This is a genomic window from Aeromonas media, assembly GCF_000819985.1.
GTDB classification, from domain to species: Bacteria; Pseudomonadota; Gammaproteobacteria; order Enterobacterales; family Aeromonadaceae; genus Aeromonas; species Aeromonas media.
In genome coordinates this window covers 1-13412 of the sequence record NZ_CDBZ01000066.1, presented here as the reverse complement: position 1 = coordinate 13412, position 13412 = coordinate 1, and the positions used below count along the sequence as shown (strand labels likewise).

Here is a 13412-nt window from a genome sequence, read left to right as displayed (position 1 = left end):
ACAGCGGCCACATGATAAACGAAACGGGAGGCTTTTGCCCCCCGTCCCGGGTCAATTAGGCTTTGGCGCGCTCTTCGAGAATCGCGACAGCCGGCAGTACCTTGCCTTCTACGAACTCCAGGAAGGCGCCGCCGCCGGTGGAGATGTAGGAGACCTTGTCGGCGATGCCGAACTTGTCGATGGCGGCCAGGGTGTCACCACCGCCAGCGATGGAGAAGGCCGGGGAAGCGGCGATAGCTTCGGCGATCACCTTGGTGCCTTCGGCGAACTGGTCGAACTCGAACACACCGACCGGGCCGTTCCACAGGATGGTCTTGGCGTTCATGATGATGTCGGCCAGGGCCTTGGCAGAGTCAGGGCCGATGTCGAAGATCATGTCGCCATCGGTCACATCGCTAACAGACTTGATGGTGGCCGGGGTGGACTCGGAGAATTCGGTACCCACGACGACGTCTGTGGTCACCGGAATGTTGGTCTCGGCAGCCAGCTTCTTGGCGGTGTCGATCAGGTCGTGCTCGCACAGGGACTTGCCGACGTTGTGACCGGCAGCGGCGATGAAGGTGTTGGCGATGCCACCACCAACCACCAGCTGGTCAGCGATCTTGGAGAGGGATTCCAGCACGGTCAGCTTGGTGGAGACCTTGGAGCCGCCAACGATGGCAACCATGGGGCGCTCGGGCTTCAGCATGGCCTTGCCCAGGGCGTCCAGTTCACCCGCCAGCAGCGGACCGGCACAGGCAACCGGGGCGAACTGGGCCACACCGTAGGTGGAACCTTCGGCACGGTGAGCAGTACCGAACGCATCCATTACAAAGACGTCACACAGGGCGGCGTATTTTTTGGCCAGCTCTTCGGTGTTCTTCTTCTCGCCTTTGTTGAAACGGCAGTTTTCCAGCACAACCAGCTCACCGGCGGCGACTTCTACGCCATCCAGGTAATCCTTGGCCAGGCGGACCGGGCAGGACAGAGCGTCTTTCAGATAGTTGACTACCGGGGCCAGGGAGAATTCTTCGTTGTATTCACCCTCGGTCGGACGACCCAGGTGGGAGGTGATCATCAGCTTGGCGCCCTTTTCCAGAGCCAGCTTGATGGTCGGCAGCGTCGCCACGATACGTGCATCGGAAGTGACCTTGCCGTCTTTTACCGGCACGTTCAGGTCAGCACGGATCAGAACGCGTTTACCCGCCAGATCCAGGTCGGTCATCTTGATAACAGACATATTCAGTCCTCTATATATTTTCAGGTAATGTTAAAAAAACAGTAACCTTGCGCCCGGTGCAGACTCTCAGCCTGCGGCCATCATGGCCCGGGTGGTATCCAGCATGCGGTTGGCGAAGCCCCATTCGTTATCACACCACATCAACATCTTGACGAGGTTGGCATCGCTCACCCGGGTCTGGGTACCATCAATGATGCAGGAGTGTGCATCATGATTAAAGTCTACGGAGACCAGCGGCTCTTCCGTGTAGTCCAGGATACCCTGTAATGTACCTCTGGATGCCCGTTGCAGGGCTTGATTTACGTCACTAACTGTCACTTTTTTACGAACAGTAATGCTCAGATCCATGGCGGTGACGTTGATGGTCGGCACCCGTACCGCGATCGCCTCGAACTTGCCGGCGAAGTGAGGAAGGATTCGCTCCAACCCCTTTGCCAGCTTGGTATCCACCGGGATGATGGACTGGCTGGCGGCCCGGGTTCGACGCAAGTCGCTGTGATAGGCATCGATGACTTGCTGATCGTGCATGGCCGAATGAATTGTCGTAATAGTACCACAATTTATCTCGAATTCTCGATGCAATGTTTCGATGACGGGCACCACGCAGTTGGTGGTACAGGAGGCATTGGAGACGATCCGCTCCCGCCCCGTCAGCACCTGATGGTTCACCCCGTAGACTATGGTGGCATCCACATCTGCATCCGCTGGATGGGAGAACAAGACCTTGCCCGCTCCCGCCCCCAGATGCAATTCGGCATCGGCCCGGGAGCCGAATACCCCGGTGCAGTCCAGCACCACATCCACCCCCAGCGCCCGCCAGGGTAGCCGCGACGGATCCTGCTCGGCGAACAGGGAGATGAGATCCTCCCCCACCAGCATGCTGTTGCCCGCGAGCTGCACCGGATAGCCGAACCGGCCGTGGCTGGTGTCGAAGCGGGTCAGATGCACCATGGCCTCCGGGGCCGCCAGTTCGTTGATGGCGACTATCTTAAGCTGGTTATCGCGGCCGCTCTCGTAGAGGGCGCGCAACACGTTGCGGCCGATGCGCCCGTATCCGTTGATGGCAATCTTGATCATGAAAAATCTGTGTCCTTACCTGCGACAAAGTGACGGGTCCCTGACTGGTTCACGACAGCAGGGCCTCCTTGAAGACGCCTCTGGCCAGCAGCGCGGCCCCGAACACCCCGGCACTGTCTCCCAGGGCCGGCGCTATGATGGGGGTGGCGAAGCGGGGGTTGAAGAGGAATGGCAGTACCGTCTGCCGACCGACGCTGTAGAGGCTCTGCACGTTGCCCACCCCGCCACCGATGACGATGACGTCCGGATCCAGAATGTTGACCACGTTGGCCAAGGCCTGGCCGAACAGCAGGTGCAGCCGGTCCATGGTGAGTCTGGCGACGTGATCGTGGGCACTGGCCGCCACTATCTGGGCCAGTGACAGATGGCGCTTGGCCTTGGCCTCATACCAGGCCTCCAGCGCCGGGCCGCTGATGAAGGTCTCGACGCAGCCGCGCTTGCCGCAGTAGCACTCGGGGCCGTCGGGAGAGAGCACGTTGTGGCCCCACTCACCGGCAATGCCGTGATGGCCGTTGAGGATCTGGCCGTTGATGACGATGCCGGAGCCCACCCCTGTGCCCATGATGATACCGAACACCACCTTGGCATCGGGATGGTGCTGGCGCACCGCCCCCAGATGGGTTTCCGCCAGGGCGAAGCAGTTGGCGTCGTTGGCGATCAGCACAGGAATGCCGAGCCTGCGCTCCAGATCTTCCTTGAACGGCTTGCCGTTGAGCTCTGTGGTGTTGCAGTTCTTCATCAGCCCGGTCTGGGGATCCCGCGCCCCCGGGGTGCCCATGCCGAGGATGGCGGGACGCTGGCCGAGCCGCTCGGCGCACTCGTCCACCAGTTTGGCGATCTGGCCTATCATGTGCTCGTAACCGCCACGGCGCTCGGTGGGGATGCGATGGCGCAGCAGCACCTCGTCACCCTCGAGTACCACGCACTCGCACTTGGTTCCGCCAAGATCGATTCCCCAGTCCCATGCACTCTTGCCCATCCTGCCTCCTGCCATGTTCGACGACGCCCTCACACGGTCGTCAGGAGGTGCACTCGCCCATCCTGTCCGCGACCCTGTTCAGTGGTGGTGCAGTGTAACCCGAGCGGTGACCAGGATGCAGCCCCCGCGAGGCCGGGCAGCAAAACGGGGCCCGCAGGCCCCGTTCTCATCGTGCTGTCTGCCGCGCTCAGCGGCCGTGGTACTGAGCCGACAGCTCGTGCACCGCATTCACAAACACCCCGGCGTGCTCCGGGTCCACATCCTGATGGATGCCGTGACCCAGATTGAAGACGTGGCCGTTGCCGCTGCCAAAGCCCGCCAAAATGGTGGCGACCTCTTCGCGGATACGCGCAGGCGCGGCGTAAAGCATGGAGGGATCCATGTTGCCCTGCAGCGCCACCTTGTCACCGACCCGGCGCTTGGCATCCGCGATGTCTGTGGTCCAGTCCAGTCCCAGCGCATCGCAGCCGGTGGCGGCGATCTGTTCCAGCCACTGGCCGCCATTCTTGGTGAACAGGGTGACCGGCACGCGGCGCCCCTCATTCTCGCGGATCAGGCCATCGACAATCTTGTGCATGTACTGCAGGGAGAAGTCGCAGTAATCGCGGGGGGTCAGCACGCCGCCCCAGGTGTCGAACACCATGACGGACTGGGCACCCGCCTTGATCTGGGCGTTGAGGTAGCTGATCACGCTGTCCGCCAGCTTGTCCAGCAGCAGGTGCAGGGTCTGCGGCTCTGCATACATCATCTGCTTGATCTTGGTGAAGGCCTTGGAGCTGCCCCCCTCCACCATGTAGGTGGCCAGGGTCCAGGGGCTGCCGGAGAAGCCGATCAGCGGCACTTCGCCCTTGAGCTCGCGGCGAATGGTGCGCACCGCGTTCATCACGTAACCCAGCTCGTCTTCCGGATCCGGGATGGGCAGCGCCTGCACGTCGGCCATGGACTTGATGGGGCGCTCGAAGCGCGGGCCTTCCCCGTGCTCGAAGTAGAGGCCCAGCCCCATGGCGTCGGGCACGGTCAGGATATCGGAGAAGAGGATGGCGGCATCGAGGGGATAGCGGCGCAGCGGCTGCAGGGTGACTTCACAGGCCAGCTCGGCGTTGCGGCACAGGGACATGAAGTCCCCCGCGACGGCGCGGGTCGCCTTGTATTCCGGCAGGTAGCGGCCAGCCTGACGCATCATCCACACCGGGGTCATGTCCACATCCTGGCGCAGCAGGGCACGCAGGTATCGATCGTTCTTCAGCTCTTTCATCCCAGTTCCTGAGTTCATATCCAGCATAAAATGGCGGATATGATACCACTTTGTGCGAGGCTGAGGGCGGCACAAACGCGCCGCAGGGTCGCCGGAGTGCAAAGATGTGAGGGGGCGCAAACCAAGGCCCCGCTTTTCAGGGCCTCGCCCTCACCACTTCTCTGCGAGGCTCTGCTCGATCAGCCGCCGCGCTATGGTGCCGTGGGGGGGCAGCCGTGGCAGTTGGTCCGCCTCGAAGAAGTCGGCGGCCACCAGCTCGTCGTCCTGCACCTTGATCTCGCCGCTCTGGTAGTCGGCGGTGAAGCCCATCATCAGGCTGTGGGGGAAGGGCCAGGGCTGGCTCGCCACGTAGCGCACGTTGCACACCCGGATGCCGCTCTCCTCGAACACCTCCCGCGCCACGCACTGCTCCAGGTTCTCCCCCGCCTCCACGAAGCCCGCCAGCACCGTATACATGGGATCCTCCGCCTGATAGTGACGGCGATGGGCCGCCAGCAGGATAGCCGGGCCCTTGCGCACCGCCACTATGATACAGGGGGAGATGCGCGGGTAGACGACGTGACCATGCCGGCACATCTGTGCCCACTCCCTCGCCTTGGGGGTCATGGGGGCGCCACATTCGCCGCAGAAGCGATGGGTGCGGCGGAAGGTGGCCAACTGCCAGGCGCGACCGGCGAGGCGAAACCCCTCCTCGTCCCCCGCCACCATCAGCTGGCGCAGCCCCGCCAGGGGAGGGCTCTCGGCATCCGGCCCCAGATCCAGCAGATAACAGGGCAGCCCGTCCCACTCATCAAAAGACTCAAAATGGGCGGAGTGCAGATGGGCGGGCAGGCAGGCCCTGGGGCCCTGGGGGATCTGCCCCCGTTCATCCAGCAGGACGAGGTGATCGCCCCCCAGCACGAACCAGCGGGCCTGTTCGGTTGATGACATATGTTGAAGGCTCTTGTTGAGAAGGGTGCGCAGGGCACGGGTCTTGGGCTCATCTTACGGCCGCAGAGGCCCCCTGGCGACCCCTGACATGGTCTATGCGCCCCCATGAAAAAAGGCCGCCGTGGCGACCTTTCTCTTGGCGATCGCCCGGGCGATCAGTTCATCCAGCGCTCGCTGCTCTTGCGACGACGGGGCAGCATGGGGAGGAGAATGCCGAGCAGTATGCCGCCGAGCACCATGGCACCACCGCGGATGAACCAGTCCATCTGCATGTCGTGCTCCTGGTTGTCATAGCTCTGAGTCAGGGCGTCGTTCTGCTCCTTGAGGCTGCTCATCTCTGTGCTCTGGCTGGCGAGCTGGGCCTTCAGGCTGGCGATCTCCTTGCTTTGCTCGGTGATCTGGCCATCCTTCTCGGCGAAGCGTCGCTCGTTGTCGCCATTGAGGTTCAGCAGACGGGCCCTGGCCTCATCCAGCTCTTTCTGAACCTGGGGAAGGCGCTCGCGCAGGCTGATCTCCGCCTGCAGCTCGCTGTTCTTGATCCAGCCTTCACGACCACGGCCGTCCACCACCTGGGTGAAACCGGCGTCGTTGTTCACCGCCTTGACCTCCAGCGGCTCACCAGCCTTGACGCTGCCGAGGATCCGGTACTGGGTGCCAGGACCGTTGTGGATATAGGTAAAGATGTTGTCTGAGACATAACGGGTATCGGCCAGTACCTGTTGGGCACACAAGCAGATCAAGATCCCGAGAAGGGCGCGCATGGTCGATCGATTCTCTTCGTTGAATTAGGTTGCAGGCCGAATGTTAAGCCGCCAGCGGGTCAAAGGACAAGCAAAGAAAAGCGGCGCCCCCCTGACTGAGAGGCGTCTCACCGTCTCTCCCGTTTGCCACGCGACCATTCCAGACGCCGCAGGCTACTTCTGTTGCAATGCCCTCACCTCGGCACGCAGGGCCTTCAGCTCCTGCAACAGTTGCGCCTGCTGCTCGCTCTGCTGGCGTCGCCACAGGGTGGTGTCGTCGTTGGTCTTGCCGGGATGCACGAACAGGCTGGCCATGAAACCGCTGAGGGCGCCAAACAGACCCACACCAAACAGGATGAGCAGGCTGGCGACGAAGCGCCCCTCCTCGGTCTTGGGTACCAGATCCCCGTAACCCACGGTCGACAGCGTCACAAGCGTCCACCAGAAGGCGTCATAGGGGGTCTGGATCAGGCTGCCTGGCTGGCCCGTCTCCAGCCAGTACATGACGCCGGAGCCCACCCCCAGCAGCAGGAAGAACAGGAACAGAATGCCGGACAAGGTGGTTTCGTTGCGCTCCCGGCGAAACATGCCCAGCAGGTCCGGCCTGTCTCGCAGCAGCTGATAGACCCGCCACAGCTGGATCAGCCGCGCCCAGCGCAGCTGTTCCACCATGGGCAGGCTGCCCGGCAGATAGAACCAGTTGGCCTTGAAGAAGGCCATCCGATTGGGGGCCCGCACCCAGCCGTAGGCGAAGTGGGCGAGGAAGAAATAGCAGATCAGGCTATCGACGTCATAGAAGAGTTGCAGGGTCTGCGGACTCCACTCACTGTGGCCCCACCAGCGGGCGCAGACCAGAGAAACGGAGATCACCGACAGAAACGCCATCAGCAGATCCATGGCGCGCAGGTGAGTTAAGTGATGTCGCATACAATTTCCTACTTTAGGCACGGTGCGAATTAATAAAAAGGAAGATAATGCCGATATTCCTGAGGACAAAGGAAAACCGGCCATTAAGAAGGAGAAAGATTATGCAGTTAAACTCGCTGGAGAGGCGAATGAGCAACATCCGGTTGGTGCCCAAGGTGGTGCTGCTCATGGTGTTCAGCACGCTGCTCTTGCTGGCCAAGCTCTGGTTCGATGCCAGCAACCTGGAAGCCACCCTGCTCGGCGAGGGCATAGACGCCACCAAGGCGAATGCCATTGCCGATCGTCTGCTCTGGACCGGTCTGATGGAGACGGCGCTGATGGGGGTCGTCTTCGTGGTGCTGCTGCTGACCGGCTCCCGGCTCATGGTCAAGCAGGTGCATTATCTGGTGGGCCTGCTGGAGCGCTTCGCCCGCAAGGATCTCAGCCACAGCGTGCTGCTCAAGTCCCGGGACGAGTTCGGGGACATCGCCAAGGCGGTCGCCCATTCCCAGGATAACCTCAAGGAGGTGTTCGGCACCCAGCGCGCCGCCTGCAAGGAGCTCAATGACATCGCCTCCCAGGTGACGCTTTGCATGGAGGAGGCGAACGAGGCGATCAACGAGGAGTTCACCCAGATAGAACAGCTCGCCAGCGCCATGAGCCAGATGGTGGGCGCCATTCGCGAGGTGGCCAACCATGCGGAACAGGCCTCCCACGCCACCTTCGATGCCAGCGCCCTGGCCGAGGAGGGCAGCCGCTGTGTGGCCGCCACCGTCAGCACCATAGACACCCTCTCCGGCAACATCCAGCGCTCCTCTGCCGTGGTCAACGAGGTGGAGCACGGGGTCGATCGCATCGGCTCAGTGGTGGACACCATCCGCAGCATCTCGGAGCAGACCAACCTGTTGGCTCTGAACGCCGCCATCGAGGCCGCCCGCGCCGGCGAGGCGGGGCGTGGCTTCGCCGTGGTCGCCTCCGAGGTGCGCGAACTCGCGAACCGGGCCCAGGCCGCCACCGTCGAGATCCAGAAGATGATCGAGCAGTTGCAGGGCAATGCCCGCCAGGCCGTCGGCCTGATGGCCGAGAGCGTTCAGCAGGCGGACAAGGGGGTGGCGCAGGTGACCCAGGCCGGCGATCAGCTCGCCACCATAGTGCAGCGGGTGCAGGGGGTGGCCGACATGAACCGCCAGATCGCCGCCGCCTCCGAGCAGCAGAGCTCGGTGGCCGAAGAGATGAACGCCAACCTGGAGCAGGTCAAACAGGTGGTGGAAGGCTCCGTGGTGGTGCTGCGGGAGCTGAAAGATGCCTCCGAACTGGTGGAGCACCACAGCCAGACGCTGGACAATCATATCCAGGCCTTCAAGCTGGCCTGAGGCCGTGATTTGAGTAAACTGGAAGGCCCCGCGAGGGGCCTTTTTCATTTCATCTCATGTCACGGCAAGGAGCCAGGATGCAGCACACCCAATCCCCACTGGAGATCAGCGACGACAAGGGACGCCTCGATGTCCCGCTCATTCACCGTTTCCTGTCCGAGGAGGCCTACTGGAGCCTCGGCATTCCCCTCTCCACGGTGCAACGGGCCATCAATCATTCCCTCTGCTTCGGCGGCTATGTCGACGGCCAGCAGGTGGCCTTCGCCCGGGTCATCACAGACAAAGCCACCTTCGGCTATCTGTCCGATGTATTCGTGCTGCCCGCCCATCGCGGTCAGGGCCACAGCAAGGCGCTGATCGCCGCCATCCTGGCCCATCCCGCCTTGCAGGGGCTGCGCCGCCTCATGCTTGCCACCTCGGATGCCCAGGGGCTCTATGCCGGTTTTGGCTTCGCGCCGCCCCGCGCCCCTGGCAGCCTGATGGAAAAATACGACCCCGAGATCTATCAGCGCCCCTGAGCCTGCGCCGGCGGCCCATTTTCCCCGCCGGCTCATGCTTCTCTCTCCCGGGCTGTGACGCAGGCGCGGGACAATGCTAGATTGGCTGCCGGTGTTTTCATTCCCTCTGCAGACCCGTTAATCACAAGGACGGCAACCGTGGCCCAGCATTCCTCTTCTCTTCCCCCATCTCCGGCATCCCTCTCTGCTCTGTCACCCTTGCTGCAGGATCAGGCCGGGCGCCAGTGGCAGCGGCTGCTGGCGCTGGCGCCCGACTATGGCGATTTGCCCGCGATGGAGCAGCAGACCCTGCTGACCCTGTTTGGCCTCTCGGATTTCGTCGCAGACTCCCTCATCAAGCAGCCGGAGCTGCTGGCACAGACCCTGACCTCCGGGGATCTGGCGCTGTCCGAGCGCTGGCCCGCCTACGAGGGCGATCTGGCGGCCCTGCTCGCCGAGGTCCATGACGAGGAGGCGCTCAAGCGAGTGCTGCGCCAGTTCAGACGCAGCCGCATGCTGGTGATCGCCTGGCGCGAGCTGCTGGGTCAGGCCGAGGTGGAAGAGAGTTTCATCCATCTCACCAGGCTCGCGGACGCGCTGATCTGCGGCGCCCGGGACTGGCTCTACGCCAGACAGTGCGCCGAGCTTGGCACCCCCATGGACGGCAACGGCGACCCTCAGCCCCTGCTCATCCTCGGCATGGGCAAGCTGGGGGGCGGCGAGCTGAACTTCTCCTCGGACATCGACCTCATCTTCACCTTCCCGGAGAACGGCTACACGGTCGGCGGGCGGCGCGAACTCGCCAACCAGCAGTTCTTCATCAAGCTGGGCCAGCGCCTGATCAACGCCCTGCACCAGCCCACTCAGGATGGTCAGGTGTTCAGAGTCGACATGCGGCTGCGCCCCTTCGGCGAGGCGGGGCCGCTCGCCATCTCCTTCGCCGCCATGGAGGATTACTACCAGCACCATGGCCGCAACTGGGAGCGCTACGCCATGGTCAAGGCGCGGGTGCTGGGGCCCCAGTGCGAACACGCCCAGGCCCTCACCGAGCTACTGCGCCCCTTCGTGTTCCGCCGCTACATCGACTTTGGCGTCATCGACGGCCTGCGCCAGATGAAGGCGATGATAGCCGCCGAGGTACGCCGCAAGGGGCTGGAGGGCAACATCAAGCTGGGGGCCGGCGGCATCCGCGAGGTGGAGTTCATCGCCCAGGCGCTGCAGCTCATCCGTGGCGGCCGCGAGCCCGCCCTGCGGGTGCGCCACCTGCCCGAAGCGCTGGCGGCCATCGCCCAAAGCGGCGCCCTCGATGAGGAGCGCTGCGCGCGCTTGCTCCAGGCTTATCGCTTCCTGCGCCGGGTCGAGAACATATTGCAGGAGATAGGGGATCAGCAGACCCAGACCCTGCCCACCGAGGAGCGGGATCGCCAGCGACTGATCGCCGCCACCGGCTTCGCCGACTGGGACGCCTTCATGACGCACCTCGACGAGGAGATGGCCATAGTCCATCAGGAGTTCGTCGCCGTGGTGGGGGAAGAGAAAGAAGCCCCCGCTCACCTGGAGCAGCTCTGGCTCGATCTCTGGCGCACCGAGCTCGACGCCGCCGAGCTGGAGCAACTGCTGACTGCACAAGGGGTGACCGAGCCTGCGCCGCTTTGCGCCGCTCTGCTGCGCTTCAAGGAGGAGTACAAGCGCCGCCAGGTCGGGCCCCAGGGGCGCATCGCCCTGGACTGGCTGATGCCTGAGCTGCTGCGACTGGTGGTGGCGAGCCGTGAGCCCGCCCGCCTGTTCGAGCGGGTCTGCACCCTGCTGACCCGCATCTTCACCCGCAGCGCCTACCTGCAACTGCTGGCGGAGAACCCCGCCGCCCTGCGCCAGCTGGTGCGCCTGTGCGACGAGAGCAACCTGGTGAGCGAGCAGCTCGCCCGCTACCCCATACTGCTGGACGAGCTGCTGGATCCCCAGCACCTCTACCACCCCACCCCGCTGGATCAGTACAAGCCCCAGCTGCGTCAGTTCCTGCTGCGCATCCCCGAAGAGGACGTGGAGCAGCAGATGGAGGCGCTACGCCAGTTCAAGCAGGTACAGCTGCTGCGCATAGTCGCCGCCGACATCGCCGGCGCCCTGCCGCTGATGAAGGTGAGCGACCACCTCACCTGGCTGGCGGAGGCCATCACCGAAGAGGTGGTCAATCAGGCCTGGGCCCAGATGAGCGAGCGCTACGGGGTACCCCCCGAGGTGGCACTGAGCGGCCAGCGCGGCTTCGCCGTGGTGGCCTACGGCAAGCTGGGCGGCATAGAGCTGGGTTACGGCTCGGATCTCGATCTCGTCTTCCTGCACGGCGGTGACCCCAACGGCTACACCGACGGGCGCAAGCCCATCGACAGCCGCCAGTTCTACCTGCGCCTGGCCCAGCGGATCCTGCACCTGTTCAGCACCCGCACCCCCTCGGGGATCCTCTACGAGATCGACATGCGGCTGCGCCCCTCCGGCGACGCCGGCCTGCTGGTCTCCTCTCTCGCCGCCTATGAGCAGTACCAGCAGCACGAGGCCTGGACCTGGGAGCATCAGGCCCTGGTGCGGGCCCGCCCCATCTATGGGGACGAGGGGGTCATCGCCGACTTTGCCCGCATCCGTCGCGCCGTGCTGGCCAAGGAGCGCGACCTCCCAACCCTGGCCCGCGAGGTGCGCGAGATGCGCCACAAGATGCGGGATCACCTGCTCAAGGCGGGCGAGGGGGAGTTCGATCTCAAGCAGTCCCCGGGCGGCATGGTGGACATAGAGTTCATCGCCCAGTACCTGGTGCTGGCCCACGCCTGTGGCGAGCCTGAGGCCCTGACCCGCTGGTCGGACAACGTGCGCATCTTCGACGAGTGCGTGATGGCGGGGGTATTGACCCTGGAGCAGGCGGAGGGGCTGAAACACGCCTATCTGGAGATCCGCAACCAGGGCCATCGCCTCAACCTCTCGGAGATCTCCCGCAAGGTGGGGGACGATCAGCTGCTGACCGAGCGGGGCCATGTGCTGGCGGTCTGGCAACAGCTGCTGGGGGAGTAAGGCTACCGCCGCATCGACAACAAGGGGCGCCACGGCGCCCCTTGTTGTATTAAGGCCCGCTCGAACAAGATCCCTCGATTTATTTCATATACAGCTCAATAGCGGTGAGCTGGATCCTGTTTCAGGTATTCATATCTTGGCATCGTATGGCGCTTTGCTGAATATGGGCAGAAACGTGGGAATCTGGGTCACAGGCATATCGTTAATCCAGAGAGGAGCATCTAACCCCAACTGAGCAGTACCAACACAGCGCGTCGATGCAGAGAGGAAATAATGGATTTTTCAGAACAGCTACAGAGCCTAGCCAAAAAAATCACTCAGCAGTCATCCATGATCGCAACCGAAGAGGCAACAAAGAACGCCTTTGTCATGCCATTTCTCAACCGCGTACTCGGTTATGATGTGTTCGACCCCACCGAAGTAATCCCCGAATTCACTGCAGACACGGGTATCAAGAAAGGCGAAAAAGTTGACTACGCCATTCTCAAAGATGGTCAGGTACAAATATTGGTGGAGTGTAAGAAATACAGTGAGAAGCTCTCTGCCAAGCATTCAGGACAACTATTCAGGTACTTTGCCGTCACCAATGCCCGGATCGGGATACTGACCAATGGTGCTCAATACGAGTTCTATACCGACCTTGATGCCCCAAACAAGATGGACGAGAAACCATTCCTAACGCTGGATCTGGAAGATATCGATGAGCACGTAGTACCCGAGGTGCTGAAGCTGACCAAGACCGCCTTCGATGTTGAATCCGTAGTAGATGCGGCGGGAGAGCTGAAATACCTCAGTCAAATCAAGAAATTGCTCGCCGAGCAATTTTCCTCACCAGAAGAAGACTTTGTGAAATTCTTTGCATCCCGTATTTATGACGGCGTTCTTACTGCACGAGTGAAACAGTCTTTTACCGACATCACCAAGAAAGCTCTCAGCCAGTTCCTCAATGACAGCATCAATGCCAGATTGAAGTCAGCGATAGGTAGCAGCGTCAATTCCTCAACAATTCAGCCCGTCTTTGACAGTAGTGGCTCAAACGATGGCAATGAGGCTGAGAATAATAATGAAGAAAAATCGAAGATCGACACCAGCATTGAGGAGGTTGAAGGCTTCAACGTCGTCAAAGCCATCCTGAGGCAGCGGTTTGATGTAACCAGGATAGCGGCCAGGGACACCCAGAGTTATTTTGGTATCTTGCTCGACGACAATAACCGCAAGCCTCTGTGCCGCTTACATTTCAATTCGAAGCAGAAATATCTTGGTTTATTTGATGCTGACAAGAAAGAAACCCGACATCCTATTGGCTCCGTTGATGAGATATTTACCTTTGCCGATCAGTTGCTGACTGCCACAGCCGTATACCCGTCATTCCGCACCTGATT

General features: G+C 62.1%; 11 protein-coding genes. 4 read left to right on the top strand and 7 right to left on the bottom strand.

Annotation, left to right across the window (positions count from 1 at the left end; translation table 11 throughout):
• Nucleotides 1-55 precede the first annotated feature (55 nt).
• From BN1127_RS04935 to BN1127_RS04905, 7 genes are all read right to left on the bottom strand, one after another.
• Nucleotides 56-1219: a phosphoglycerate kinase gene (locus BN1127_RS04935; protein ID WP_042648721.1), complete on the bottom strand. Its 1164-nt coding sequence runs from the start codon at nt 1217-1219 to the stop codon at nt 56-58.
• A 66-nt stretch (nt 1220-1285) separates the two neighbouring features.
• Nucleotides 1286-2296 (bottom strand): erythrose-4-phosphate dehydrogenase, encoded by a 1011-nt coding sequence (gene epd, locus BN1127_RS04930; RefSeq protein ID WP_042648720.1) that lies wholly within the window; start codon nt 2294-2296, stop codon nt 1286-1288.
• Nucleotides 2297-2345: 49 nt separating this feature from the next.
• Nucleotides 2346-3275, bottom strand: a complete 930-nt coding sequence (locus BN1127_RS04925; RefSeq protein ID WP_042648719.1) for an ROK family protein — start codon at nt 3273-3275, stop codon at nt 2346-2348.
• 187 nt (nt 3276-3462) lie between these two features.
• A complete protein-coding gene (hemE, locus tag BN1127_RS04920) occupies nt 3463-4530 on the bottom strand; it encodes a uroporphyrinogen decarboxylase (RefSeq protein WP_042648718.1) in 1068 nt (355 codons plus the stop codon).
• A 150-nt stretch (nt 4531-4680) separates the two neighbouring features.
• Entirely contained in the window at nt 4681-5460 is a 780-nt protein-coding gene (nudC, locus tag BN1127_RS04915; RefSeq protein ID WP_005332822.1) for an NAD(+) diphosphatase, read from the bottom strand.
• A gap of 155 nt (nt 5461-5615) precedes the next feature.
• Complete coding sequence (locus tag BN1127_RS04910) at nt 5616-6221, bottom strand: TIGR04211 family SH3 domain-containing protein (RefSeq protein ID WP_041205018.1); 606 nt, start codon at nt 6219-6221, stop codon at nt 5616-5618.
• Nucleotides 6222-6374: 153 nt separating this feature from the next.
• Nucleotides 6375-7196, bottom strand: coding sequence for a potassium channel family protein (locus tag BN1127_RS04905; RefSeq protein WP_042648717.1), 822 nt, complete (start codon nt 7194-7196; stop codon nt 6375-6377).
• 32 nt (nt 7197-7228) lie between these two features.
• Here BN1127_RS04905 and BN1127_RS04900 point away from each other — a divergent pair, with 32 nt between their 5' ends.
• The 4 genes from BN1127_RS04900 to BN1127_RS04885 all read left to right on the top strand — a co-directional run bounded on the left by BN1127_RS04900 (nt 7229) and on the right by BN1127_RS04885 (nt 13410).
• On the top strand, nt 7229-8479 hold the full coding sequence (locus tag BN1127_RS04900; RefSeq protein WP_042648716.1) for a methyl-accepting chemotaxis protein: 1251 nt from the start codon (nt 7229-7231) through the stop codon (nt 8477-8479).
• A 77-nt stretch (nt 8480-8556) separates the two neighbouring features.
• Nucleotides 8557-8997, top strand: a complete 441-nt coding sequence (locus tag BN1127_RS04895; RefSeq protein WP_042648715.1) for a GNAT family N-acetyltransferase — start codon at nt 8557-8559, stop codon at nt 8995-8997.
• Nucleotides 8998-9135: 138 nt separating this feature from the next.
• Complete coding sequence (gene glnE, locus BN1127_RS04890) at nt 9136-12030, top strand: bifunctional [glutamate--ammonia ligase]-adenylyl-L-tyrosine phosphorylase/[glutamate--ammonia-ligase] adenylyltransferase (RefSeq protein ID WP_042648714.1); 2895 nt, start codon at nt 9136-9138, stop codon at nt 12028-12030.
• A 273-nt stretch (nt 12031-12303) separates the two neighbouring features.
• Nucleotides 12304-13410: a type I restriction endonuclease gene (locus BN1127_RS04885; protein WP_042648713.1), complete on the top strand. Its 1107-nt coding sequence runs from the start codon at nt 12304-12306 to the stop codon at nt 13408-13410.
• The last annotated feature ends 2 nt before the right edge of the window (nt 13411-13412 follow it).